Genomic DNA, 25769 nt, shown 5'->3' with positions numbered 1-25769 from the left:
AATGGCTAGAAAATCAATATCTGATGCCATAAAGAAAAGTCTTTTTGCACTTTCGGGTAATCAATGTGCATTTCCGAAATGTAAGGAGGAGATTTATAATCTAGAAAATAAAGTTTTAATTGGAGAAGTTTGTCACATAATCGCCGTAAATGAAAATGGGCCAAGACATGAAATAGAGCTTGATTCTGAATCAATTAACTTGATTGAAAACTTATTTATACTTTGTCCCAATCATCATACTGTAATTGATAAAAATAGTGCTAAATATAACTCCCAATTGTTAAGAAAGATCAAATTGGATCATGAAAAGAAAATTTCGAATGCTTTAAAACAATGGGACGAAAAAATTAACGGAAGAGGTGAAGTAACAATCCAAGAATTATTAGAGATAGAAAAAATTGAAGTATTCATTGATACTATTGAAGAAAGTCCAATCATTAAAGAACTACCTAAGAAAGAATTACTCCCTCCTCTAAAAGACCACATCCCAAAATATATCAGACCTGTAAATGATGAAAAAAACCATTCTTTTGAAAATAGGTCTTTAGAAGATATTATTCAATCGAACAAACAGATTACGGTATTGGGTGTTGCTGGTTCAGGAAAGAGTATTGAGCTAGATCATCTCGCATATTTGTATTCTCTGCCAAATAAAGATTTGTATCCCTTTAAAATCAGATTGAATACGATTTCAGACAAAGAGAGTATTGAAGATGTTATTAAGCTAAACTTTGATTCTTTTTCCAAGGTTCCGGAACAAAATTTACTAATTCTTCTTGATGCTCTTGATGAAGTTCATCCCGATCATATTGGTACAGTTGCAAAAAGTATTTCGTTACTTGGCAAAAAGTATAAAGAAGCAACAATCGTAGTAACATGCCGAAATAACTTTTATACAGCCGAAACTCATAACAGTGTTGCGACTATTGACGGTTTTAAAACTTATATATTAAGAGGGTTAGATTGGCTTACTGTAAATAAATACATTTCTGACCGCTTAAGTAAAAAGTCGAAGTTGTTCATAAAACTAATTGAAAAAACTAAGTTTCAAGACTTACTTTACTCACCGTTTTTCTTAGTTCGAATTTTAGAATTTTACCAAATGGAAATCCGTATTCCTGAATCAAGAAAAGTAATATTTGACTACCTTATTGATTTAAGGATAAATGAGGACTTTAATAAGTTTACCAATACTGTTTCCAATTTAAGAGAATATGGAGCTGAAATTAAAAAGGAAATTCAAAAACTGGCTTTAACCGCAGAGTGTTTTGAGAGAAACTATCTTGACGAACAAAGTGAAGTACTTGAAATAGTATCAAGTCCTCAAATCTTCAAAATGATTAAAGGAACTTTTTTATTCAATAGGGGGTCAAATAATAACCATAGATGGGAATTTGAACATAACAATTTCCAAGAATATCTAGCCGCAAAGTATCTCTCGGAGCTTGGATTTGAACAAATTAGGAAATTCATTTCTTTTTCACCTAATTATGATAAAATCAAACCTTCTTGGTTGAATACTGTTTCTTTCTTATTTGGTCTATTAGATGTTGATGGTGCCGCTTTTAAGAACTTGTTTAATTGGATTCTTGATGGAGAACCAGACGTTTTAGTACGGTTTGAAAAAGATAAAATTGAACTTTCATTGAGGGAAACCATATTTAAAGAGATTTATGAATCTTTTGAAGCAAAAGGAATTATCATAAGAAATACCAAATTTGAATCGGATGATTTATCCTATTTCGTTTCAGATAGCTCTAAAATCATAGAATATCTCTTAAATAAGGTAGAAGCATCAAATGAAAGCTTGATCATTTCTGAAGCGATAAGACTATTTGAAAATTTTGATTCAATTGATGAACATAAGCTACGAATTGAAAAAATTCTATTAGATAAAATTTGTAATTCAATAATAGATGAAAAAACCAAATATAATTGTCTAAACACACTAGCCTCTTTAAAAATATCGAGTATTAAATTAACTAACCAGATCTTAACAAACAATGAGTTGGAATTGGGGCAGTACTATCGTGCGGGACTTTATCAATACCTAATAGATTCTGATCATCTCGAAGATTTTTTAAACATTCTGCTTGAAGGGATATCATTACTAAGAGAGCTTGAAGTTTCAGGGGTGGGTGAGCGCAAAGAGAATGTATTTGCTGAAAAGTATAACCTTGAAGCGGCTATCAAAGAAATTAGACAACCTGAGAGCTTGGTGTGCATTTTAGAATGGGGAGTTAGTTTTGAAAAGCTTTCATATTTTCATAACATGTTTGAAAGCGTTATGAGGAATACTTTAGAGAAAACAGCTCCTTATTATAATGAAGGCAAAATAACTGATCTAAATCTTGTTACAAATTTATTAAATCATTGTATTGAAGAGCATTATAAAGAATTAAATGATGATTTTAAAAACTTCTTTAAAGCTACAAAAACAGAATTTGCAGCATTCAAAATCTTGTTTGGAAAGTTCGAATCAGACAAGCAATGGCAATTAAACGCGTTTAGTGCTATTTCATTGATTGCTAACCACCAATGTGTTGACTACCTTTTAGAAAGGGTTCGTAAGAATTCATTATCCACAGAAGTTGTTTTAAGGGTTAGAGACTGCCTTAATTGGAGAGAGAACAAAACGCTTTTTGATCTCTTTTATAAGAATTTACAGGAAATCAATACAGAAAAGTATAGCTATATCGAACAGTTTCCTGCAATTTCGAGTACAGATAAAAGGAAGCGTGATTTAGAATTATTGTTTAGTAAAAAAGAATTCTTAACAGAGACCTTAAACCTATTCGAAGAGAATTCTAATTCCGCATTGGAGCTAACTCAAGAGCAAATTTATGACTACAAAAAGCGATCGTTTAATGACGATCAAATGACCAACAATATTGTGGCTCAGGTATTACGTGAAAAATGCCGAGAAAAGGAATTTGTAAGCTATAAAGAAGTTGAATCATTGGTAAACAATAATAAAAGTTGGACATGGTTTACTTTAAGTGAGTTATTAAAATATGATAAGGATGTAGACTTCATTTTTGATGAAAAATCAGTTGAATTTATAATTACATGGATTAATAATACTTGGAAAAAAGCAAATTTTAAAACTGCCATTCGAGCGAATGAAAACCGATTCAATTTTCGGTATTTAGAACTTTATTTAGCATATTTTTCTGCGAGAATTGAGATTTCACTTCCAGATGAATTTTATCTAGACTTATTGTATCTGGAGTGTTTCATTGTTCCAGCGTTGCCATCAAAAATTAAGGATGAAGAAAACGCAAAGAATTGGATAACTAATTTTGTCATAGAAAAAGCAGGGCTTTCTAAGACTAATGATAGAATATTGGAAAATCTTGAAAGTTCCAATATTCTCTATCCAGTAAGGATGAACCATTTCAAACACTGTAATAATAACAATTTACGTGAGGCAACTAATTTCATTCTCAAAGAGATAAAAGCTGAGAATTATAAATATTACGAGAAAAGAGATTTGGTGGACTACTATTTAAATTTGGGAGGGCTTGAGTATGAAATTATTGATTTATTAGATCAGTTTGAACAGAGTTTAAAAATCCATTCTATTGACAAATTAATTATAAGAGAAAATAGTAGTGCCTTAGAATATTGCTATAATATTTTAGAATCTTCGATTGAAGAAGAGTTGAAATTGGATATCTTAAAATCTTTAATCAAATATGACAATTCTAATACCGCTCGAACTTTGAATTATTTCAAAGATTGGATTATCAGAAATCAGCAATTGCCAGAGATGAGATATTCAAAACAAAATTGCATTGAAAAATTTGAGTTGGAGGATCTAATTGAAATTTATGAAGATTCACTTGTAAATAATTATGGGGGTGGGGATTGGGACCATAGGACCGAATATTTGAAGGAAATAGTAAGTGCAGGATGTAAAAATGAGAGTGATTTTCTTCGTGTAAAGGGAAGACTAGAGTATTGGGTAAGAAATTTTGAAGGAGTTAAGTATTTATTTTATCAGATACCAAAATTTGAGGATCAATATTATTCGTCCATTTCAAAAACATTAACCTTAAAACAAATTAAAAAATTGATTAATATGTAACTATTGTATTTTGACTCCTGTATAAAAAATTAAACTGTGTATCATACTGAAATAAGCCTGTAACAAATCAAATAGTATTATGGCAGAATATAAAGAAATTATTATCGACTGGAAATTTAAGGAAAGATGGGATCCAGCAGAGTTTGAAAGACAACACAATGAAAATGTGCTATATCAAATTTATTGCGATTCTCATGTTTATGGCAGAGATACTTTAGCTTATATTGGTAAAACAGATCAAAAATTTAGCAAACGGCTTTCGCAACATGAACGTTCTTTTTGGCAATTTGCAAATAATGTTAATTATGCGGTAGGTGAGATTGTTGATCATAATTTTGACAACTTAGAAATTCCAGAATCTATACTTATTGCTAATCATAAGCCATTTTATAATAAAAATTTTATCCACGACATCCCTGCTGAAGCTAAGAAAGAAAAAATAATTATTATTAATAATGGTCATCATGGACTTTTAAAGAATTCTTGTACCAACTTTTGGTGGGTTGAGTAGTTTTGCGTAAAGAATAGAAGGGTAATACTGAGAGCTACCCACCTCTCACCCTCTCCCGATTCATATCTAGATAACGCAGCATAATGACTCTGTTCTTTGAATTATGCCAACACAAAGCATTCTCAATAAGGATCGTTGCCATATCTCCAAACCATCTCAAAAGCCTAACCGCAACCACCAACTTCTGGTTCTATCGAAAAAATCATATAATTTATCAATATCAAAAGTCCAATTACAACGCCAATCAGTACTATGTGCCAAATCTTAACTTTAAAATATTCACGAATAGATCTTTTACACATCAATACCAATCCTAAAACACCAATAATTAGTATCAACATTATTAATAACTCGGTATATCTTAACGTGAACTGAGTGATAGTTAAGAGAAAAACAAGAATTACCGCAAACATCGCATTTACAAAAACACTGCCAATCCATCCAATTTTTTGTTTATAAAATAATAGAATACTGGCAATTAATCCGACGAAAGGCACAATAAAACTAATATTGTAGACTAGAAAATAGTTGAGGTAACAATTGTCACTAATTAGTATTTCAGCATGTGCTGAATATTGTTGGGGGTTGTCACAATCAATTGTTACAAGTCCTTTTACACTAAAAAATATTAGGATCGAACTCCAAATGAATTGAAAGCAGCATAAAATATTGATTAAAATACGATTAATTCGGTTCATGATTCAATCAAATCTATTGAATTTTTTAACACTTATCGTTAGTTTTCCTATTTTTAGATATGGAAATTATCAATAAACTTTGGAAACGTATTTTAATAATCTCAGGTCGATTATAACAAACGCACACAGTTGATTTCAATTTTCTTAGGTAAGGCATGGTTTTGAAGCAGTATTCACTACGAAAAATCATAACGTGATATAAGTAATTTGAAATCAATTCTTCGAAAAATCATGAAAACAGCGGCCTTTTGACCAAAAATGCCTACTGTTTTCATGGTTTCTGTGGAAATTTGTTATAGTCGAATTGAGGTTAATAGCAATATTTGCTGGAGCTATAATGTCAGAACTTGTGGTAGTTGCTTCTGGAGTTAGAAATCCCAATAGCCCGGTTATGGGGTTTGTTTTTGTGCTTGCATTGATAATAATGGCTATTTTAAGATACTGGGTGCCACGTTATAAAATGTGGAAAGAGATTAAGCAGTTGGATGAACGCGATGAGAATGGGTTGTTGGATGATTAAACGCTCAAACTTTAATCTAATTGATGCTGAAAACCTAAGTCCATCACAAAGATAAACCTAACTCAAACTATTATTTCAGCACGTTGACCATTCCTTTGAATTCATAGACCTTGTCATTTTCATTGTCCTTGGCATGTATGATCCAAACATAAATACCATCTTGAACGATATTTCCGCCATAACTGCCATCCCATTTGGCACTTGTGTCATACGATTCCCAAATCAATTCTCCCCATCGGTTGAATAAAACCAAGTGGAAATCATAAACATCGATTCCTTCAATATGAATCCCCCAATTTTCATTGAAACTATTGCCATCTGGAGTAAAGGCATTGGGAGCATAAATAATTTGCCCATTATCTATGACTAAAATATGTGAGATTGAATCTATGCATCCAAATGCTGTTGTTTCAATCATACTTATAGTATAGTTCCCGCTGACTAATTCTGGGTAAACAATGGTTGATACTAAATCACTCACAGGAATTTCAGTAAGGGCACCTGGTGTATACCAATCAAATGAACTTGTGCCATTTGGTGTCGTATTCACTGCCTTCACTTTGGTATTAAAGTAAGTCGTTGGATTAGGCGTCACATAAAATTCGGGTTCAGGAGTAGGATGAATTATAATATAAGCATTAGTTGTAGTGGTTAGCATACATCCTTCACTTGTAAGTACATCAAGAGTAACAGTATATTTTCCTGCGTTTTCAAAAGTAAATGAAACAGGATTCCCAATTAAGACAGCGCCATTGATATACCAAGTCGATCGATTCAAATCGTCTGAATCGTCTGTTAAATCAGTAAATAGAATCTCTGTGCCTTCACATCCCTCGGTTGTGTCGGAAGTAAAAACAGGATGGGTTTGAACGTAAATCTCCGTACAAAGAACAACAGGATCCGTTTCGCAACCATCCGAAATGGTGACGCAATATTCGGTTGTTATTAATGGACTTACCATCAATGTGGGTAAATCATCCTCCAAAATAGTCCCATTGGCGGTCCATTCATAAGTATAATCACCTCTCCCTCCATCAACTGAAAGTGATATTTCAGATACATCGCCAATACAAATGTTATCAAAAGGCGAGATTTCAGCTGTAATTGGATCAAGTACCGTAATCAAAATTGAAGCTAAATCAGAAACGCAACCCGCTTCATTGGTTGCTGAAACAGAGACCAAATAATCTGCTGTTAATCCTTCGATGACCTGCTCCGGACTATCATCAGCGCCAGGGATTGACCAATCGTAAGTATGAAAAGAACCATCAGAACTGCCAGCATTCAAAGTTGCAATTCCATTTTGACAAATAGTGGTGTCAGCTGATAAAAAAGCGACTCCATTGGTCATTAAAATATCCATTTCAAACGCATGTTCACATCCAAAATCAGATACCACGGTTAGGCTAACAGTATAAAGTCCTTCCTCAATATAATTATGAATTGGGTTTTCGAGGATTGATGTTTCCCCATCGCCAAAATTCCAAGACCAACCTGTAATAATTGAAGGTGCCTCAATAGTCGCCCAACTTTTAAATTCGACTTCACTTGTAAAACAACCACCTGTTCCTGCGTCTAAAGAAGAAATCTCATCTACTATAAATTCTATATTCGAAACAGGTAAAGGATAAACTTCAACAGTACTTGTAAAAACATCCGAACAACCTTCATCTGATAGGGCAGTTAATTCAACCGTATAAGTGCCCGGATCTGCATAAAGATGCGCTGGAGATTCTTCTGAAGAAACCGTTCCGTCACCAAAATCCCACGACCATAAAATTCCATCTTCATCATCATAAATAGATGTGTTTTCAAAAATAATTGCTTCAGATAAGCAGACATTTTCCGCAATAAAACTTGCTGTTAATTCTACTTCAGGAGAAGAATAAGAAACCCGCTCACAATAATCTTCTAGTGCATAAATGGCTGTAAATTCTCCCTCACCATAAGCTACAGGACTTAGCGTTTCCGTTGTTTCTCCTAAAAGTGCAATACCATCTTTATACCATTGCCATTCTCCGCCAATTGTTTCAGTATTGGCTGTTAATTCTAAATCACCAACGCACCAACCGCCTGCTGTTTCCATTGCAATAGAGCCGGCAGGATCTAATAATGTTAACTCATCCAAGAAATAATAATTAAGTGCCGCATCGACTGGTACACGTGGAGGTGAACATGGTCCCCCAATAGCAATAGCATTAATGTCAACTAGCGGTGTAAATGTTATCGTTACCTCATACCATGCTGTTACATCAGATAATATGACGATGCTTTCAGCCAGCAAGTCCCAACTTCCAATACCATCAGGGCATGAAGTTCCCACCCATGGCATATCTCCACAATCAGGAGATCCAAAAATAGAGACCTTTAATTCTTCTTCACCTGCAGATCTTGCCAAATACATATGTAACTCATATTCTGTTCCAGCAGTCATAGTTCCCAATAAACATGCGCCAATATATTCGTTGTATTCTGTGCCCGACATTAGGGAGGTAAAACCAGCATAACCCTCGCCTGAGCCATCTCCTGGAAGAGGGAATTCAGGGTCTAATAAAAAAAAGCCCAAATCTTCAGGGCCTTCAAGATCACAAAAGTTATAATAATCAGAAGTTGCGTCAGAAGCTTGCTCCCATGTTTCAGCACAGGTTAACATACTTAAGAAATCTGGACAACAAGTGTACGCTTCAAAAGAGTGATTAGGTATAAGGCTTTCACCTGGTATTGGTTCACTGCCACAATCACACTCATCATCATTCAAGTCAATAAAACCATCTCCATCATCATCAATAGCGTTGTTACAAATTTCTTGGCCATAAACGGCTATTGACAAAATTAGAAATAGAATACTTATTATATGTTTCATTAATGTATTATAAGAGTGACTCAGTTACTCTTAACTATATGGAATGGTTGTCTCGATTAAAGATTATTTCAGTAAGTAACCGTTTCGATTCATAAACGGTACTTATAAATCAAAATCCTGCCAACCATTCCAACGCTTTATCGCGGTTCATAAAAACCTTTAATGGATGTGATTTTTTATTGAAACTTGTGTAAAATCGCGCTAAAATTCGATGTGCTAAGGTTTGAATCACCATTGCTTCAGCTATGGCAGGCACTTCAGATGCTGCTCCATATTCTCTGGCCTCAACTTCCATTGTTGCAAACGAAGGGTATTCGAGTAATACTTTTAAATGTTTTCCTTTGGCGTAATCTAGGTAAATCTGAAAAGATTCCTTTATGTCTTCTAATTCGATATGGACACTTTGCTTATACCGAAAGTTTAGAATGTCATCACCTAAAGCGTAAACTTTGTAAGCCTTTGTTTCGGTGATGAATATTTCTGTGGTTGTTTCGATAATGCAAATTTAATTAATGTGTAAAAGTCCAATTCTTTTTATCTGACTGATTGAAGTCATGAATATACATTAATTATGGCTTGTTTTTTTAAAAAACAATGAAATTAACAAGTGTTTAACACCTGTAAGTCAATAGTTTTTGAGTGTTTTCGCTATTGAGTTGTATTTTAAGAAGCGGTTATTTCTTATAGTTGATTAACCAAGTCAGCGCCTCTTCCTTATTCATGAAAATCTTAAAGGGGTGCTTTTTTTTATGGAATGTTTTAAAGAATCGTGCTAAAATCCGTTGGGCTAAAGTTGTGATGACGAATGCTTCTGCATCAGCGTTTATTTCGGCTGCTTGGCCATGTTCGCGCGCTTCGCTTGTGATTGTTGTATGATCGGGAAATTCAACCATAATTTTGCGGTCCTGTGCTTCAGATAATTCTTGGTAAATATCAAAAGTCGCTTTTACATCTTCTATTTCGATACAGATTGCTTCTGCAAAGCGAATGTGCACAATATCTGTTTCAATTATAGTTACGCTATACCTGTTCGTTTTGACTATTTCTTTTGTCATTGTCTGCTATTAAACTTAGAATCGACTAAATAAAAGGTGTTAAAATAATAAGATTTTTGTTGAATTAAACACTAAATGTTTTTTAGCCAATTAATCGCCTCATTCTTAGAAGAAAAATATTGCACGGGATGATTTTTTGTGTTGACTTTTGTATAAAACCGTGCCGTAATACGTTGAGGTAGGGTATTAATAACAATGGCTTCAGCGATCGAATCTAAATCCGATGTTGCGCTAAACTTTAAACCTTCGTTTGACACGCTAGTGAATTTTGAGAACTCAATTAAAACTTTACGCTTTTTAATTTCTGTTAAGGATTTGTAGATTTCGTATGATTCCAGGACATCTTCAAGTTCAACAAACATGTCTGGTTTAAATTTAAAATGCACAAAGCCCTCAGCAGTGATGGTGACATTAAAAGTCCTCTGCTCAATTATTTCATCTCCTCTATTCATTACCATGGGGCAAAGATACTGAAGGCTTCAGGGATAAAAAAAGAATTAACGAATATTTAAGGAATTAATTTGTTTGATGATTGAAGATTAAATTCGTTCCAACCAGGCGATTGCATTTTTTCGGTCGTTAAATACTTTAACGGGATGTTTTTTCGCGTTAAACATATAATAAAATCTGGCTGTAATGCGCTGGGCTAATGATTTAAAAACAATAGCTTCAGCTATGGCTGGTAATTGAGATGCAACAGCATATTCTCTTGCCTCTGCAGTCAATGAAGTAAATTGTGGAAAATCGATAATGACTTTGTGTAATTTGTGTTTGGTTAACGCACTGTATTTATCATAAGCAAATTTCAAATCATTTAATTCAATGAGTGTATTTGGCTTATACTCGAAAAGCAAAGTGTCCATATCAAGTGCATAAACATTTACTGTTTTACTTTCAATGATATGTTCCAATTTGGTTTTTGTCACACGTGTAAAATTAAGAAGTCTTGATTTAAAATGTCAATAACCAGGCAACAGCTTCATGTTTTTTATTAAAGACCTTTACAGGAAAATCGTTTTTTCTCATTCTATGGTAGAACCGCGCAATTATTCGTTGTGGTAAAGAATGAATTACAATGGCTTGTGCAATTGTGTCAAGAGCTGCCATTTCAGCGTATTTCCGTGCCTCAACAGAAAAGGAAACATGCTTGGGGAATTCAGCCAAAATTTTCAGGTTTTGGTCAACGTTCAATTCATTGTATACTTTATGGTTCTCGAGATAATCATCAAGTTCAAGGTGAGTGTTTCCCTGATAATGGAAGTAGCAAATATTGTCTTCTATTATAGAAATTTGGGCCTTGCTAGTTTTTATTGTTTGGTGGGCTACCATTGCTAACATGCTTTTAAGATAAGTATAATTAAGTCAGTTTTATCTTTTATTATTAAAATAAAAAATAATTATCGTTAAACGACAGATTATCAACGATAAAGTGAATTTTTTAAGACTATACCTAATATTCTTATGTATTAAATTTGCAATACATAAGAAACTAATGTATATTTGTATTATGTATTCATCAGAATTAATAAAAGGCACATTAAAAACCATAGTATTAAACCTACTAAAAGATAATGAGCGCATGTATGGTTATGAAATAACTCAAAAGGTTAAGGACTTAACCCAAAACAAGATTCAGATTACTGAAGGCGCATTGTATCCTACCCTCCATGCACTCGAGAAGCAAGGAGACCTGACTACAGAGAAAGAGTATATTGGGAAACGCGTTCGCAAATACTACCGACTCACAGATCAGGGAATTAATACAATGCAAGATCGGGTGAATGAATTGGCTGATTTTATGAAAACCATGCGTTTTTTGTTGGATTTAGATGTAAAACCAGGCCATGCCTAAAATTACAGATACTGAGGTTGATTTTATTTTGGATGATATAACGAGAAGAGGTATTGAAACGGAGGACGTTCGTTATAATATCTTGGATCACGTCTGTTGTATTATCGAGAATGAAATGCCATTTGAAATGGACTTTTACAAGTGCTACGAGGATACTATTGCCCGATTTTACAAGAAAGATCTTGCTGAAATTGAGCTTGAAACGAGAGATTTAATCACATTTAAATATTATTACGCCATGAAACGTACATTAAAAATAACTGGCTTTGTCAGTATTGTATTGATTTTAATTGGATCTATTTTAAAGTTCCAACACTTACCCGGAGCAGGCGTTTGCCTGTTCAGCGGTCTCATCTTTTTTAGTTTAATTTTTTTACCGCTCAATATCATCATGAAGTTTAGGGATGATAAAGAGAAAAGCAGCCGATTAATTATGACATTGGGCATGGTGCTCGCCATCACAGGTTCTCTAGGCGTAATTTTTAAGGTCATGCACTGGCCATGGGCAAACATCCTTTTTTATGGCAGCTTTTTAGCTTTCTTCGCCGTATTTATTCCCGTGTTTTTTATTACACGTTACCGTAATGTTGATACCCGATTTAATGCCATTGTTCAAAGTACTTTTATGGTTGCGGCTTGTGGTATGCTATTCGCTTTAGTGAATTTGGGCCCGTCAGTGAATATTGAAACCAGTGTCCATTCAATGGCTGAATTTAAGTCGAATAATTTGCAGAAAATTGAAACCAATAACGCCAATTTATATGCCAACTTACAAGGGGTAAATAAAATAAGTTTACAAGACTTTATGGACGAATCTGCGCAGCTGAAAAGTAAATTGACTGGTATATACACGAACCTATTCGCGTTGTCTAACAATATCCCGTTCGACCAAGCAAAGGGTAAAAAAGCCAAAGATTTAAAGCATCCAAACGATTTTAAAGTTGTGAATTCCGGTTTTGATAATGCAAATTCGGAATACTCCTACAGCGCTTTTCTAGCAGCGGTCGACCAATACAATTTAAAAGTAGCAGCCATATCTGGTAACACCCCAATTGAGCCAATTGAATTGGGTGAGCTGCAAATGACAAATACTATAGTTTCAGTCGTGCTGCACGAATTAATGGATATTCAAATGCAAGTATTGATGAACGAAAGTGCTATGCTGAATTACCAAAATGGTGTTTTAGCAGCTAAGTAAATCGTGTAAAAGTCGACCAATTTATTTTGGTCGGCTTTTTTATTTTTTCGCCGTTACCCCATCGGAATGGGGTCGGGTCATTCGCTCTTATCTTTTTCTATCCGCCTAAGGCCGACAGAAAAAGGATATCCGCTGCTACCCCTAACGCAAAAGTATGCTCCTCAATATCTAGTTTAAACATTAATAATATCACTTTATGTTAACATTCTAGTAATAATTACTTAATTTTACCGACCGTTCGGTCAATATGTAGAATATGAGTGAAACATTACTAAAAAAAGAGAAGGAGAATTCAGGTAAATACGAGCGTATTCTGAATGTTGCTTTGCAGTTATTTAAAGAGAAAGGTTATCACGGAACCTCAACTGCAGCAATAGCTAAAGAGGCTAATATTTCTAAGGGATTATTGTATCATTATTTCTCAAGTAAAGAAGATCTGATACAACATATTGGCAATAAAATGTACCAATTAATTTATACGGATTTTGATCCCAATAAAGATGGTGTTTTAACAGCAGACGAATTTGAATTATTTGTCCGTAGTTCTTTTCAATCCATTCGTGATAATCGTGACTTTTTCTCCATGATTTTTGTGATCTCAATGAATGCAGAAATTCGAGAATTAATGCTCCAAAATTGTGATGTGTTGAGCATTCAAAAACAATTGGTTACCCTCAACGCATATTTTACACAACGGTTTGAAAAACCTGAACAAGCTTTGAGCCTTTTTATGGCCCACTCAAAAGGGGCAGCGCTGCTTTATTGTACGGAAACAGATTATTACACGGACGAAATGTTCACTTTTGCTGAACAAGACATTATTCGTCGCTTTAAAAAAGGGTAATGATACTGAAAAAAAATATCCTTTTATTATCTGTCATATTTGCCTTGCAGGTCAATGCACAGGAGATTAAAAAAATTCGTGACATTGGCATTTGGTCCGAGGTAGCCGTAGCATACAATATTGGTAAAGATTGGCGCATAAGTCTTGAAGAACAAGTGCGTTTTTTTAATAACCTAAACATGTTTGAGGCGTCCAATACAGATTTAGGTGCCGAATACCGGATCAATAAGCAGTTTAAATTGGGTGCTCAAATTCGTTATTCATACGATCGTAAAAAGGAGCTTGACCTGACACATGACTTGCGGTATAGTGTAGATTTTAAATACCGGTTAAAAATAACCAAAGAGCTAAAACTTGATTATCGATTAAGGTACCAGAATAAGTATATCGATTTATTTGAGTTTGTTGATGAACACAAACAAAAAGCGCATTTAAGACACCGGTTAGAATTGGGATATAAAATTAAGAATGCAACAGTTTATGCGAGTACTGAATTATTCAGAGAATACGTCTATTTTAAAAAACCGGCGTATAATAATTTGCGTTTTATGTTGGGTACCGATTTTAAAACCACTTATGGGAAGCTAGGTTTTGCATTAGGTTATGAATATGAATTGAACGACCCTTATCCGTTTGAATTTTTCTTTCTGAAATTGAGTTATACTTTAAAATTGAATAATGAATAAATTATACATTATCCTAATTGGTTTATTCTTGTTGACGGCTTGTAAAAAAGAGGTTGTTATTTACGACGCAAAAGGGGATGACAATTTTGAATTGGTAGCTTTGCTAAATCTCGCGGGTAAAGACTGTTTTTACGATAGCGAATTTGATGTTTTAAAATTTAGTTTATCGGAGGCAGATGCGGCAAATTTTAATCCTTTGGTGAAATTTGAAGCTGGAACAGAAATTCTATTTGCCGGAAAATTATTAAAGAACAATGCCGTTAATAGTTTTGGCGATATTGAAATTAATAAAGCTTATGCTGTTGTGCTAAAAGCAAGGGGAGAAACATTAAATACCCAATTGGTTTTTACTGCAATACCAACTGTGCAGATTGTTGTTTTAGATGAGGTTGAAAATGAACCAAAAACATTGGGTAAATTAACGATTAATTATCCCGAGTTAGATCGGCCGTCGCAAGTGAATTGGATTGGACTTGAATTTAGGGGAGCATCTAGTTTGCGGTATGACAAAAAATCGTACGGATTCAGGATTTATAATGATAAAAGTACGGAAAACGAATCGCACGCCGCTTTTTTTGATTTTGAAAACAACGAAGATTGGATTTTAGATGCTCTGTATATCGATCAATCAAAATTGCGGAATAAGACCTCGTTCGAACTTTGGCAATCAATGGGTGATGCAGAAAATCACGTGTCCATTGAGTCGCGTTATGTTGAGCTTTTTATGAATAATAATGCACTGGGATTATATGCTTTCACGGAAGATTTTACAGCGCGTTTATTGGATTTAAACGGATCGTCTGTTTTATATAAAGGCACGGATAATTCTGAAGCGACGCATTTTGAGGAATTACCACACAAAGCCCCTTTAAGTTCAAAATGGGGAGATTGGCAACAAAAATACCCTAAGCCTAGTGAGACGATAGTTTGGGATGATTTTCAAGCCTTAAATGAGTTGGTAATAAAGGCAGATGATGCAGACTTTAAAGCGAATATTGGTCAGCAAATTGATTTGGACAATATTATTGATTATTTTTTATTGGTCAATTTATGTTCGGCCTATGACAATATTGGGAAAAACTGGTGCTTTTTAAAGCGAAACAGTACCGATAAATTTATAATTGTTCCTTGGGATTTGGATGCAACTTGGGGAAGAGATGCAACGGGCGATTTTTATGCATCGCAAATCATTCAAACAAATAAGTTGTTTAATAGATTAATTGACTTAAATCCGGACGATTTTAATTTTAGGCTACAAACTAGATGGTACAACTTGCGTAAAGATCAATTTTCGGTGCAGAATCTAAGTCGATTGTTCGGTATTAATTTTGACCTATTGCGCGAGTATAATGTGGAGACATTAGAATTGCGGAAGTGGGACATTCCAATGAATTTGTCGGCAGAAGAAAGTTATATTAATGCTTGGATAGAAAAGAGACTTGTAGTACTAGATGAGAAATTCAATTAGATAGTCGCCTTAGGGATTGGAACAATTGTTTGAGCTCTTTACCATCAGTAAAAGCGAGTGTGTAAAGCCCGGCATTAACGCGTTAAGGCAATGCCCTACGAATAAATAATTTTACTTTTAATAAAATCACTGCATATCTTGTAGTGCCTTTATTTACTATAGGTTTAGAGCTTTGCAAAGATGTATAGCAGCGCAAAGTGCGATTGAATTATTAGAAATTTGGTGAATTTGGGTTACCTTTAAGTAATCTGGACATAAAACTAATAATGCGTGATTTAGAAATCATAAAAAACATTCGGAATGGTAAGCGAGATAAGGCCATTAAGGTGCTTTATAAGGAGTACCCGAAGATTCGTGCGAATATAATTTCGAACGGAGGGGATGATGTTATTGCGCAAGAAATTTTTCATGATAGTTTGATCTTAATCATAGAAAAAGTAACGGATCCGAATTTTGAATTAACGTCCAAATTATCGACGTTTTTGTATGGAATCAATCATTTTTTATGGAAAAATGAGTTGAGAAGGCGAAAAAAGAGTCCAGAACGTGAATGGAAGGACACCTTGATTTTGACTGCTGAAGATTTGAATTACGAAGCGGATAAAGAAGAGGAGTTAAAAAAATTAGAACATGTATTGACGCATATTTCAGCGCGTTGCAAAAAGATATTCGAATTATTTTACTTTCAAAAAGAGAGCATGGCAAATATTGCCAGTCAGCTTGAATTTTCGAGTATTAATTCGGCGAAAACCCAAAAGTATAAATGTATGGAAAAGGCAATTTCCATAGCAAAAGCAAATCAGGCCATAGAAAATCATAGCTGATGAGAACAGAATTAGAAAAATTAGAACAAATTGATGCGTATTTAAATGGGGAAATGTCTCCAAATGAAGCGGAGGAATTTGGTAGAATGTTAGAGGCCGATCCGGTTTTGGGTGAAGCCATGAAAGATCAACAAATGTTAGCGCAGGCGGTAAGTCGGCAAGCTTTGTCTGCTGAAATATCAAGTGTTACTGCTACCTTAGCAACTTCTGCAACAACACTAAATACCATTATCTGGACAATTTCCTCATTAACAGTGGCAGGTTGTGTAGCTTTTGGTGTATATCATTTTAATTCTTCGTCTGAACAGCCTGATAAACCTTCTGTTACACCGGCCATTACAGCGGTGGTTGCAGAACCTCAATTAAAAGAGGTAGAGTCGAATGAGGTGTTGCCTGAATTGCCAGAAACAACTTTCTCTAGTAAACATAATTATGTGGAGGATGAGGATGATTTTATTAATGTGAACGTGCATTTTAAACCAAAAGATCGGGAACATATTTTAATGTCAACGCCAATAGCGGAAGTTCCAAAGAATGATAATTTAGAATACGAATCAACCAAGGAAATTTATATCAATAAAAGTGCTTATGCTGCATTCCCTGGTGGGCATTTGTCATTGAAAAAGTATATTGATAAGAATTTGTATTATCCAAGAACAGCGAGTAGCAAAAATATTGAAGGCATTGTTCGTGTAGACTTTCAAATTGATAAAAAAGGAGCTATTTCTTCAATTGAAGCTTTGTGTATACAAATGAATGAAAAGGGTCAAGAACCTTTTAGCGAAATGAAAAAGATAATGAATAAGAAAATTGAAAATCTATTCATTGGAAATGCGACTCACGTATTACGTACGATGCCATATTGGGAAACAGCTAAAGGAACGGATGGGAAACCAATTAAATCCTTACAGCGCATGTATTTTCATTATGATCTTGAAAATGGATGTTCGGCTTATCAACTCAACGAAGAGATTATTGGTAGAGCCAGAATGTTGGATTGATATTATTGATCTTGCCGTCTGGAGTGATTTGACGGATTTCAAAATGTGCATCTGAATTGCCTGATCCGTTTATCAATAACGCGCCAATTTCAGCTTTTACATCTACTTTATCACCTGTTTGAACGTATGTTTCTTGTAAATTCGAATAGATTGTTCTATAATCTCCATGCGCAATAATAATGGCTTTTCCAGCACCTGGAATAACAATAACACTTGTGACTTCACCCGAATAAACGGCTCTAACAGTTGCTCCACGGACAGTCGTGATATCAATTCCACTATTATAGGTGAAAACATTGCTGTGAACAGGGTGGGGTTGTTTACCAAACCCTTTGGTGACCTCACCCGATTTCACAGGCCAAGGCAATCGACCTTTATTGGCTTCAAATCCTTGGTTGTTTAATGCAATCTCTTTTGTTTCTGTAGGTGTCTTTTCTTTTTCCTTTTTACGGGCCTCTAATATTTCTTTATTAATGGCTGCATTAATGGCATTTCGTATGTCGTCTGATTGCTTTTGTTGTGCTGCCAATTCCTTTTTAAGTTCGGCTTCTTTTCCTTGTATGTCTATGATAGATTCTTTTTGTTTTTCTCTATCTCTAACATAATTGTTTTGTTCGGTTGCCTTCAGTTTGGCTACTTGATCTTTCTCCGTACGCTTAGATAATAAATTGGCTTTTTCAGCATTTAATTCGGCCATCGTGCGCTGAATTTTTCGAATTTGATCAGCGCGATATTTTGCCAACTGATCTAAATATTCCATTCGCTTATTGGCTTGGTTAAACGATTCGGATGACAAAACAAAAACCAATGATGCGTTAGAATTCCGCATTTTATAGGCTTGAATAACCATTTGCTTGTATTGCTCTTTATGTTTTGTGAGTTCTAGTTCAAGTTCATTGATTGATAAACTTATGTTTTCAATGTCCTTTTCTAATTTAGATAGTTGCAAACCTAAATTGTCAAGTAAAGCCCGACGGTACTCAATTTTACGTTCTATTAAAGTGATTTTTTCATTGACACTCTCTTTACTCTTAATGGTGTTTTCTAAGAGGTTTTTAGTCAGGTCAATTTTTTGCTCAAGCTGCTTCTGTTGTTTTTTTAAACGGTCACTTTCCTTCTCTTGCCCGTAAACGGTTGCAAAAAAAAACAATAGGGTGAAAAATCCAATAAAACTAACGACAGCTTTCATAGGTCTCTGGAATTCGAACGCTTATTTCTTTCCAATCATTCAATCTAACTGATCCATAATCGAGTTTTACGAAGATGGTATCTGTTGGATGTGTGATATCAATTGTTGTGATTTCTGGAACATTAAATCCGTCAACCATTTTTCTTGCCACATTATTAATTGTAATGGTGACAGAATCAGAAGGAACCTGAATGGTTGTTCGGAATAACTCAAAATTATTAGGTTTTAAATCGTATTGAATCAACATCATGTCTTGTTCAATATCCAATTTATCATTTTCTAATTTTCTGAATGCTTTCTTTTTGTGGGAAGATAAGGTATAACTATAATTATCACCTATTTGCTTATATTTAATATTCGTATCAAGTCCAATTGGTAAACCTAGTATAACATCTTGGAAAAAATTAAACTCAACATCTGTTCCGAAAAGTTCAGACAGATAATCTAAATTTTGTAGGAAATAACAACGTTCTAATTTATTGGTGAAATGAATAGAATCGTAATCAACTTTAAAAGCGGCTCCAATGATTTGTGCAAACTTAATTGTTCCGCCTAAGGCTGTATCAACATTATGCTTTAAATAGACTGCAAAAGACCTGTCTTGTGATTTATTCTTAAAGTCGACATTAACCTTGCTACTTAAATAATTATAGCCAACATCACCTTGTTCGAATAGCTTTTCGACGAGTATTTTTTCGTTGATGTTCTTCACTTTCTCTAATTCCACCAACTCTTTTGTTGTACCACAACTTTGGAGTACAAATGTCCCTAGCATTAAGCAAAAACCAAAAGCTATTTTTCTAATTTGCATAATACTTTTTCTCCTCAATTTTTTTATCAATGATCGGCGACGTGTTCCCTTGCTTTTTAGACTCAATCCAAAATTCTAACGCTTCTTTTTCGCGACCACTCAAAAATAAAGCATCTCCGTAATACTCAAGCGCAGTGATATTGTAAGAATCATAGACTAAAACAGATTCAAATACCTCAATAGCTTGTGGATATTGTTTTTTCTCTATTAATAAAACGCCATAAGTTTCTAATAAAATTGGGTCTTTGGCATTCATTTCAAGACCTTCTTTGATGGTTTGTTCGGCCTTTACATAGTCATTGTCTTGCATGAATAGCTTTGCTTTTAAGTCGTATACCTGTAAGTTTTTAGGATAGGTTTGACTAGCTTTATTCAAATATTCAATGCCTTTATCTTTTTTGCCTTGTGCGTATTTTAACTTCCCCAATTCAATATAGAAATTCGACAAGAGTTCTGGAGCATCAATAACTAAATCTTTTCCAAGAATGAGGTATTCTTCTGATTCGTCGTATTTTTCGATTTTAATGCCACTCAATCCCGTAATCAAATAGGCAAAGGGTTGAGACGGAAAATATGAAATCATTTTTTCTCCATTGGCAAATAGTCTATCAAATGCATTCAATTCCATTTCAACGCGGGTAAGTTCAGCCCAAACATTAAATTTTGAAGGATCAAATTTTGTCGCCAATTCGAGTTGCTTTTCTGCTTTGATTAAATTCATATTATCCGCTAAAAAATAACCGTAATATTCGTGCAGTTTTGAGTTCTCGGCAGATTCGTCATACACCTGTTCGAATAGGTCTGTGATTCCTGTGCGCATAATTTCAGCGTCAGCTTGCCCCGGAGCAGCGTAAGGAATAAGGCCGCCAATTAATTCTAATTTTCGGTCCAATTGTACGTCGTCTTTGTCAAAACCTATTTCCAATAATTTAAAAGCATCTAGGACTTTAGATTGTCTCAAAGCTAAGTCTGCCTTCATGATATAAGCTTGACCAAAATCAGCATCTGATTGCAAAATATCGTCAATTAATGCATTGGCTTTTGAGAAATCTTGCTGTTGCATATAGTATTCTGCAACCATCATTTTGAATTCGTATTCAGAAGGATTCTCAGTGATCAACTTGTCCAGTTCAGCCTTCGCCAACTCTTCATTCTGCAATTGCATATAAAGGTCGTGTTTGGTAAAACTCACTTGCGGAATAACACCAGTCTCTACTTCAATCTCATTCAACATGTCAATCGCTCTTTGAAACTTTTGAGCACGCATTAAAGCATCTACATACTGAAATTTTAGGTCGATGTTTTTTTCGTTTTCAATGATTTTGCTGTATAAGTCAACCGTTTTAGTGAATTCTTGTTTTTCATAATACAAATCCGCTAAACGCAGGATGTACCATTTATTGTTTTGATCGTAACTATAAGCTTTTTCGGCGAAAGTCAATTTTTTAGTTTGGTCACCAGCTTGTTCATAAAGATCAGATAAAGCAAAGAATACGGCCGGATTTTCAGGTTCTATTAATAAGCAAGATTCGAATAATGCGATTGCATTTTCGTTGTGGCCTATCATTTTTTCAGAGACAGCTTCGTGAAAAGCTTCCTTGAATGACTTTCTAATGACTGGTGTCTCAGTTTTACCAACGTTTTTACTATTCCCACATGCAGATAGCACAAGTAAGACGAAAACGATTCCCAAAAATGGTAATTGTTGAATTGAACGCAATATGTTTTTACTTTTTTCTGTCACTATTCTATAGTTGTATAATCGCCAATACTAATTTCTTTGCCATGGCTCAATATTTTGGCATAATTTCCAATCATCGAATCCTGTAGAACAGAATTTGAAATCATTGCATTTTTTTGAACAATTGAATTGCTTATTACAGAGTTTTTAACTGTTGTTCCATTACCTAATGATACATGTGGTCCAACAATCGAATTTTCAAGTACTACATTTTTACCAATATAACAAGGAGGAATGACAATTGAGTTCGTTGACAATAAATCTTTTGAAACTAAATCTTCATTTTTATCAAATTCCAATACTCTTTGGTTGGTATGAACTGTCACTTTTTTATTACCACAGTCTAACCATTCATTTACTTTTCCAGGCTTAAATTTAGCGCCCTTTTTGGTCATGTTTTTTAAAGCATCTGGCAATTGATATTCTCCGCCTTTAATAATCCCGTTATCAACCAAATATTGTAATTCAGTTTTTAGTTTTTCGCCTTCTTTAAAGTAGTAAATACCAATCATTGCTAAATCAGATACAAAGGTTTCTGGTTTCTCAATAAAATCAACAATAACGCCGTCATCGTCTAATTGGACAACACCAAATGCAGAAGGATCTTCAATTTGTTTTACCCATAAAATACCATCCGAATCACTATCTAGCGTGAAGTCAGCTTTGAATAATGTGTCCGCAAAAGCAACTACAACTGGTCCTTTTAAAGACTCAGCCGCGCAAAGTACAGCGTGTGCAGTACCCAATGCTTTGTCTTGATAATAAATTTTTCCTTTGGCACCCAATTTTTCAGCAACTCGAATTAATTCGTCTTCAACCTCTTTACCAAAATCACCGATTACGAATGCAATTTCGTCAATTTTTTCGGTGCTTGTTTTTGCAATATCTTGCACTAGTCTGTGTACAATTGGTTTACCGCCAACTGGAACTAATGGTTTAGGAACAGTTAATGTATGTGGTCTTAGTCGGCTACCTCTTCCAGCCATTGGAACAATTATCTTCATTGTATTTAATATTTATGTCGAATCACAATAATGTATTTCGGATTCATTAATTTTTTAATAATTAGTTTTTTCCCGTACTTCCAAATCCTCCAGCACCTCTTTCTGTCTCCTCTAAATTGTCAACATTTACAAATTGACCTTGTTCACATTTAGCAAATACCATCTGCGCAATACGCTCTCCATCTTTAATGATAAAGTTTTCGTTTGATAAGTTAACCAAAATCACGCCAATCTCACCGCGGTAATCTGCATCTATTGTGCCAGGAGAATTTAATACTGTTAACCCGTGCTTATAAGCAAGACCACTTCTTGGTCGTACTTGTCCTTCGTATCCTTCTGGAATCGCCATAAATAGTCCTGTTTTAACTAATGCTCTCTCCAAAGGTTTAATTTCTATATCTGCATCTATATTCGCACGCAAATCTACGCCTGCTGAAAGCGGGGTTTCATATTGTGGAATTAGGTGTTTTGACTTGTTAATTAATTTGATTTCCATAGTGTAGCAAAAAAGGCAAATTTAACGATTTTATCTCTTTTTAAGTCGAGTTAATGGTCTTTCTATTACTAAAACAAGTCCTATAAAAATAGCCAATAGAAATGCATTCAATATTAAGGTCGCAGGTAAAGACTCAAAATGGAAGAGCAAACTAAAAAGATAGAGCAATACCGAGCTAAACATATATAAGCCGACTTTGCGTAAATTATATTTAATAGGATAATGTTTTTTGCCGAGAAAATAAGACATCACCATCATTGAAAAGTAAACCGAGAATGTTGTGATTGCCGCACCCATATATCCATAAATTGGAATTAAGATAATATTTAGTCCTATTGTTATGCCGGCCCCCACTAACGCAATATATGCGCCATATTTTGTTTTGTTAGAGAGTTTGTACCAAATTGATTGATTGTAATAGATTCCTAAAAATACATTGGCCAATAACAATAATGGAACAATTTTTAAGCCTTCCCAAAATTCCTCTTTTGGAATAAACCATTTAAAAATTTCTAAGTTCAGTGAGATAACCAAGAATAAAAATGTAAGTACAATTACAAAATACGTCATGATCTGAGCGTAAATTTTATTGCGATCTTTGTCCTTTTCTCGTGAAAAGAAAAACGGCTCTGCGGCATATCTAAATGCTTGAATGAAAAGACTGATGAGAATCGATAATTTATAATTCGCAGAATAAATTCCAACTTGAGCTTGGGCATAATCAACCCCTTCGTCTAATAAAAGTCGTTTGATTAAAATACGATCGAAAGTTTCGTTTATGATGCCAGCAAATCCTGCAATTACCAATGGGAAACTATAAATGATCATTGTCTTCGCTAAGACCTTGTCCATGATAAATCTAAAAGACAAGACGTCTTTATAGAGTAATATGGGTTTGATTAAACTCGCACAAAGATTGGCCAAGAAGATATATCCAATCCCAAAGCTGTCGTTTTCACCCATTATTAGGAAAATGAAAATCAAGTTCAGTAAAATTACGGTGATAATAGAAGCGAATTGAATAAAGATAAACTTCTTCGCTTTTTCTTGATAGCGCAATTTTGCTAGGAATAGAGAAGATGTCGCATCGAATACTAAGATAAAAGCAAACCAAATGACATAGTTTTGGTATTCCGGAAATAGCATCCAATTGGCAATGTCTTGAGAAAAAATTAAGACCGTTATTAAAAAGATAGCGTTGGCAATAAGTACAAGAGAGAAAGCCTGATTAAAGGTCTTTTCCTTATCGTCAGTTTGATTGACAAAACGGAAAAAAGTAGTTTCCATTCCCATCATTAACAAAACAACAAAAAAGGCTACGTAAGCGTAAAACTCACTGACGATACCGTATTCCTTAGGATCGAAAAAATAAGTGTGTAAAGGGACAAGAAAGTAATTGAGCACACGACCGATAATGGATGGCAAACCATACATCGCTGTTTGTCCAGCTAATCGTTTTATTGCGCTCACTTAAATTTAGTTTTAATCTCTGAAATTAGCTTTTCTCTTCTCCATGAATGCAGTGGTGCCTTCAACAAATTCTTTCGAACCAAAACATTTTCCAAATTCGTTAATCTCAGTTTCGTAACCGTTAACACCTGTTTCGTAATTTGCATTAACAGCACGCATTGCACCCGAAATTGCATTCGGTGAATTTTTAACAATTTTACTTGCAATTTTCTCTGCTAATGGAATTAATTCTGCAGCTGGAACTACGTGATTTACCAATCCCCATGATTGTGCTTCTTCGGCACTTATCATTCCTGCTGTTGCAATCATTTCAAAAGCCTTACCACGACCAACCAATTGCGCCAATCTTTGTGTTCCTCCATAACCTGGAATGACACCTAAAGATACTTCAGGCAAACCTAATTTAGCATTGTCTGACGCTAAGCGAATATGTGATGCCATAGCTAATTCTAAACCTCCACCTAATGCAAAACCGTTAATGGCTGCGATGACAGGCTTATTCATTTTTTCTATAAAATCGAATAATATTTTATGACCAGTTGCACTTAACGATTTACCTTGGTCAATATTAAAATGTGCAAACTCTTTAATATCAGCGCCAGCAACAAATGCCTTCTCACCAGCACCAGTTAAAATCACTGCTCCAACTGTATCGTTCGTGTTTGCTGCATTTAATGCATGATGCAACTCTTCAATAGTAGCCTTGTTTAAAGCGTTTAATTGACTAGGTCTATTTATGGTAATGGTATAAATTAAATCGTTCTGTACAACTTGAATATTTTCGTAACTCATTTTTATGCAATTTGATATTTAATTGATAAAGTTAGGTAAATATTTGCCTGACACGGCAATGAATTATTCGAATTTTACACATGATATTGTGTAGTAAAGTAGAATAGGTATTTGTTTAAACTTATACTTTCTCTCTAATCTTTTTATAAACCTTAATCGCCATCATTAAAATGACACCGAATAAAATAAAGCCTAATGTCCCATAAATCCAATTCACATTATTCTTTAAAATAATAATAAATACGATAGAAACTAAGAATAAGGTGGCCAATTCGTTCCAGATTCTATAAAAATTAGATGTATTGGTATCCGAACCAATTTGTTGTTGCTTAAAAAATCGGTGACAAAGAAAATGATAGATAATCAATCCTAAAACAAGGGTTAATTTGACATGCATGAAACTTGCAGATAGTAAAGCGGGATTTAGGTATAATAGGGTTGGGCCAAGAATGATTGTTAAAATAAAAGAGGGCCAAGTAATTCCGAACCAAAGTCGTTTAGCCATTAAATTAAATTGAGGAATGAGGATTTCTTGTTCGGTTGGGGTTTTTGTTTTCGTTTCACTATGGTAAACGAAAAGACGAACGATATAAAACAATCCGGCGAACCATGTTACAATAAAAATAATATGTAAAGCTAATACAGTTTGGTACATC

General features: G+C 34.4%; 25 protein-coding genes. 10 read left to right on the top strand and 15 right to left on the bottom strand.

Going from position 1 to position 25769, the window contains the following annotated elements; genetic code table 11:
- Position 1: 1 nt before the first annotated feature.
- Both T367_RS0111965 and T367_RS23990 read left to right on the top strand, forming a co-directional pair.
- Positions 2-4090: a hypothetical protein gene (locus T367_RS0111965; protein WP_027420060.1), complete on the top strand. Its 4089-nt coding sequence runs from the start codon at positions 2-4 to the stop codon at positions 4088-4090.
- Between the two features lie 79 nt (positions 4091-4169).
- Positions 4170-4601 carry a hypothetical protein gene (locus T367_RS23990; protein ID WP_027420059.1) on the top strand — a complete coding sequence of 144 codons (432 nt, stop codon included), beginning with the start codon at positions 4170-4172 and terminating at the stop codon, positions 4599-4601.
- Positions 4602-4765: 164 nt separating this feature from the next.
- On the opposite strand, the gene T367_RS0111955 is transcribed toward T367_RS23990, so the two are convergent.
- Positions 4766-5299, bottom strand: coding sequence for a hypothetical protein (locus T367_RS0111955; RefSeq protein WP_027420058.1), 534 nt, complete (start codon positions 5297-5299; stop codon positions 4766-4768).
- Between the two features lie 337 nt (positions 5300-5636).
- Here T367_RS0111955 and T367_RS0111950 point away from each other — a divergent pair, with 337 nt between their 5' ends.
- Positions 5637-5819, top strand: a complete 183-nt coding sequence (locus T367_RS0111950) for a hypothetical protein (RefSeq protein WP_157454213.1) — start codon at positions 5637-5639, stop codon at positions 5817-5819.
- A 70-nt stretch (positions 5820-5889) separates the two neighbouring features.
- Here the strand turns inward: T367_RS0111950 and T367_RS25565 are convergent, their stop codons facing one another.
- From T367_RS25565 to T367_RS0111920, 6 genes are all read right to left on the bottom strand, one after another.
- Positions 5890-8682 carry a PKD domain-containing protein gene (locus T367_RS25565; RefSeq protein WP_084274409.1) on the bottom strand — a complete coding sequence of 931 codons (2793 nt, stop codon included), beginning with the start codon at positions 8680-8682 and terminating at the stop codon, positions 5890-5892.
- Positions 8683-8791: 109 nt separating this feature from the next.
- Positions 8792-9154 (bottom strand): DUF7793 family protein, encoded by a 363-nt coding sequence (locus T367_RS25665; protein ID WP_449390398.1) that lies wholly within the window; start codon positions 9152-9154, stop codon positions 8792-8794.
- Between the two features lie 202 nt (positions 9155-9356).
- Positions 9357-9737, bottom strand: a complete 381-nt coding sequence (locus T367_RS0111935; protein ID WP_027420054.1) for a DUF7793 family protein — start codon at positions 9735-9737, stop codon at positions 9357-9359.
- Positions 9738-9808: 71 nt separating this feature from the next.
- Entirely contained in the window at positions 9809-10189 is a 381-nt protein-coding gene (locus T367_RS0111930) for a DUF7793 family protein (protein WP_157454212.1), read from the bottom strand.
- An 87-nt stretch (positions 10190-10276) separates the two neighbouring features.
- Positions 10277-10663, bottom strand: coding sequence for a DUF7793 family protein (locus tag T367_RS0111925; RefSeq protein WP_027420052.1), 387 nt, complete (start codon positions 10661-10663; stop codon positions 10277-10279).
- Between the two features lie 25 nt (positions 10664-10688).
- Positions 10689-11075, bottom strand: coding sequence for a DUF7793 family protein (locus T367_RS0111920; RefSeq protein WP_027420051.1), 387 nt, complete (start codon positions 11073-11075; stop codon positions 10689-10691).
- A 169-nt stretch (positions 11076-11244) separates the two neighbouring features.
- Between T367_RS0111920 and T367_RS0111915 the strand changes: the two genes are divergently transcribed.
- The 7 genes from T367_RS0111915 (at position 11245) to T367_RS0111885 (ending at position 17610) form a co-directional block, all read left to right on the top strand.
- Positions 11245-11589, top strand: a complete 345-nt coding sequence (locus T367_RS0111915; protein WP_027420050.1) for a PadR family transcriptional regulator — start codon at positions 11245-11247, stop codon at positions 11587-11589.
- On the top strand, positions 11582-12787 hold the full coding sequence (locus T367_RS22225; RefSeq protein ID WP_035843498.1) for an APC family permease: 1206 nt from the start codon (positions 11582-11584) through the stop codon (positions 12785-12787). The genes T367_RS0111915 and T367_RS22225 overlap by 8 nt, the downstream gene beginning before the upstream one ends.
- Positions 12788-13043: 256 nt before the next feature.
- Positions 13044-13631, top strand: a complete 588-nt coding sequence (locus tag T367_RS23985) for a TetR/AcrR family transcriptional regulator (protein WP_051568518.1) — start codon at positions 13044-13046, stop codon at positions 13629-13631.
- A complete protein-coding gene (locus T367_RS0111900) occupies positions 13631-14317 on the top strand; it encodes a DUF2490 domain-containing protein (RefSeq protein ID WP_027420049.1) in 687 nt (228 codons plus the stop codon). Before T367_RS23985 ends, T367_RS0111900 begins: the two co-directional genes overlap by 1 nt.
- Positions 14310-15785, top strand: coding sequence for a CotH kinase family protein (locus T367_RS0111895; RefSeq protein ID WP_027420048.1), 1476 nt, complete (start codon positions 14310-14312; stop codon positions 15783-15785). The genes T367_RS0111900 and T367_RS0111895 overlap by 8 nt, the downstream gene beginning before the upstream one ends.
- Positions 15786-16051: 266 nt before the next feature.
- On the top strand, positions 16052-16609 hold the full coding sequence (locus T367_RS0111890) for an RNA polymerase sigma factor (protein ID WP_027420047.1): 558 nt from the start codon (positions 16052-16054) through the stop codon (positions 16607-16609).
- Positions 16609-17610 carry an energy transducer TonB gene (locus tag T367_RS0111885; RefSeq protein ID WP_027420046.1) on the top strand — a complete coding sequence of 334 codons (1002 nt, stop codon included), beginning with the start codon at positions 16609-16611 and terminating at the stop codon, positions 17608-17610. The genes T367_RS0111890 and T367_RS0111885 overlap by 1 nt, the downstream gene beginning before the upstream one ends.
- On the opposite strand, the gene T367_RS23980 is transcribed toward T367_RS0111885, so the two are convergent.
- The 8 genes from T367_RS23980 to T367_RS0111845 form a co-directional block, all read right to left on the bottom strand.
- Positions 17582-18799, bottom strand: a complete 1218-nt coding sequence (locus T367_RS23980; RefSeq protein ID WP_027420045.1) for a murein hydrolase activator EnvC family protein — start codon at positions 18797-18799, stop codon at positions 17582-17584. The genes T367_RS0111885 and T367_RS23980 overlap by 29 nt on opposite strands.
- A complete protein-coding gene (locus T367_RS0111875; RefSeq protein WP_027420044.1) occupies positions 18783-19610 on the bottom strand; it encodes a DUF4292 domain-containing protein in 828 nt (275 codons plus the stop codon). The genes T367_RS23980 and T367_RS0111875 overlap by 17 nt, the downstream gene beginning before the upstream one ends.
- Entirely contained in the window at positions 19600-21354 is a 1755-nt protein-coding gene (locus T367_RS0111870) for a tetratricopeptide repeat protein (protein WP_027420043.1), read from the bottom strand. The genes T367_RS0111875 and T367_RS0111870 overlap by 11 nt, the downstream gene beginning before the upstream one ends.
- Positions 21354-22355, bottom strand: coding sequence for a sugar phosphate nucleotidyltransferase (locus T367_RS0111865; protein WP_027420042.1), 1002 nt, complete (start codon positions 22353-22355; stop codon positions 21354-21356). The genes T367_RS0111870 and T367_RS0111865 overlap by 1 nt, the downstream gene beginning before the upstream one ends.
- Positions 22356-22416: 61 nt before the next feature.
- Positions 22417-22851, bottom strand: coding sequence for a dUTP diphosphatase (gene dut / locus T367_RS0111860; protein ID WP_027420041.1), 435 nt, complete (start codon positions 22849-22851; stop codon positions 22417-22419).
- A gap of 30 nt (positions 22852-22881) precedes the next feature.
- Positions 22882-24321 carry an oligosaccharide flippase family protein gene (locus T367_RS0111855; RefSeq protein WP_027420040.1) on the bottom strand — a complete coding sequence of 480 codons (1440 nt, stop codon included), beginning with the start codon at positions 24319-24321 and terminating at the stop codon, positions 22882-22884.
- A 12-nt stretch (positions 24322-24333) separates the two neighbouring features.
- On the bottom strand, positions 24334-25113 hold the full coding sequence (locus T367_RS0111850) for an enoyl-CoA hydratase/isomerase family protein (protein WP_027420039.1): 780 nt from the start codon (positions 25111-25113) through the stop codon (positions 24334-24336).
- Positions 25114-25234: 121 nt separating this feature from the next.
- Positions 25235-25768: a CopD family protein gene (locus T367_RS0111845; RefSeq protein ID WP_027420038.1), complete on the bottom strand. Its 534-nt coding sequence runs from the start codon at positions 25766-25768 to the stop codon at positions 25235-25237.
- Between the last annotated feature and the right edge of the window lies 1 nt (position 25769).

Source organism: Crocinitomix catalasitica ATCC 23190 (assembly GCF_000621625.1).
Taxonomy (GTDB): domain Bacteria; phylum Bacteroidota; class Bacteroidia; order Flavobacteriales_D; family Crocinitomicaceae; genus Crocinitomix; species Crocinitomix catalasitica.
This window is presented reverse-complemented; position numbering and strand designations above follow the sequence as displayed.

Excerpts from the sequence above, each read along its gene's own strand:
- T367_RS0111965 (WP_027420060.1), top strand. The coding sequence starts at position 2 with ATGGCTAGAAAATCAATATCTGATGCCATAAAGAAAAGTCTTTTTGCA.
- T367_RS23990 (WP_027420059.1), top strand. The coding sequence starts at position 4,170 with ATGGCAGAATATAAAGAAATTATTATCGACTGGAAATTTAAGGAAAGA.
- T367_RS0111955 (WP_027420058.1), bottom strand. The coding sequence starts at position 5,299 with ATGAACCGAATTAATCGTATTTTAATCAATATTTTATGCTGCTTTCAA.
- T367_RS0111950 (WP_157454213.1), top strand. The coding sequence starts at position 5,637 with ATGTCAGAACTTGTGGTAGTTGCTTCTGGAGTTAGAAATCCCAATAGC.
- T367_RS25565 (WP_084274409.1), bottom strand. The coding sequence starts at position 8,682 with ATGAAACATATAATAAGTATTCTATTTCTAATTTTGTCAATAGCCGTT.
- T367_RS0111935 (WP_027420054.1), bottom strand. The coding sequence starts at position 9,737 with ATGACAAAAGAAATAGTCAAAACGAACAGGTATAGCGTAACTATAATT.
- T367_RS0111930 (WP_157454212.1), bottom strand. The coding sequence starts at position 10,189 with ATGAATAGAGGAGATGAAATAATTGAGCAGAGGACTTTTAATGTCACC.
- T367_RS0111920 (WP_027420051.1), bottom strand. The coding sequence starts at position 11,075 with ATGTTAGCAATGGTAGCCCACCAAACAATAAAAACTAGCAAGGCCCAA.
- T367_RS0111915 (WP_027420050.1), top strand. The coding sequence starts at position 11,245 with ATGTATTCATCAGAATTAATAAAAGGCACATTAAAAACCATAGTATTA.
- T367_RS22225 (WP_035843498.1), top strand. The coding sequence starts at position 11,582 with ATGCCTAAAATTACAGATACTGAGGTTGATTTTATTTTGGATGATATA.
- T367_RS23985 (WP_051568518.1), top strand. The coding sequence starts at position 13,044 with ATGAGTGAAACATTACTAAAAAAAGAGAAGGAGAATTCAGGTAAATAC.
- T367_RS0111900 (WP_027420049.1), top strand. The coding sequence starts at position 13,631 with ATGATACTGAAAAAAAATATCCTTTTATTATCTGTCATATTTGCCTTG.
- T367_RS0111895 (WP_027420048.1), top strand. The coding sequence starts at position 14,310 with ATGAATAAATTATACATTATCCTAATTGGTTTATTCTTGTTGACGGCT.
- T367_RS0111890 (WP_027420047.1), top strand. The coding sequence starts at position 16,052 with ATGCGTGATTTAGAAATCATAAAAAACATTCGGAATGGTAAGCGAGAT.
- T367_RS0111885 (WP_027420046.1), top strand. The coding sequence starts at position 16,609 with ATGAGAACAGAATTAGAAAAATTAGAACAAATTGATGCGTATTTAAAT.
- T367_RS23980 (WP_027420045.1), bottom strand. The coding sequence starts at position 18,799 with ATGAAAGCTGTCGTTAGTTTTATTGGATTTTTCACCCTATTGTTTTTT.
- T367_RS0111875 (WP_027420044.1), bottom strand. The coding sequence starts at position 19,610 with ATGCAAATTAGAAAAATAGCTTTTGGTTTTTGCTTAATGCTAGGGACA.
- T367_RS0111865 (WP_027420042.1), bottom strand. The coding sequence starts at position 22,355 with ATGAAGATAATTGTTCCAATGGCTGGAAGAGGTAGCCGACTAAGACCA.
- dut (WP_027420041.1), bottom strand. The coding sequence starts at position 22,851 with ATGGAAATCAAATTAATTAACAAGTCAAAACACCTAATTCCACAATAT.
- T367_RS0111850 (WP_027420039.1), bottom strand. The coding sequence starts at position 25,113 with ATGAGTTACGAAAATATTCAAGTTGTACAGAACGATTTAATTTATACC.
- T367_RS0111845 (WP_027420038.1), bottom strand. The coding sequence starts at position 25,768 with ATGTACCAAACTGTATTAGCTTTACATATTATTTTTATTGTAACATGG.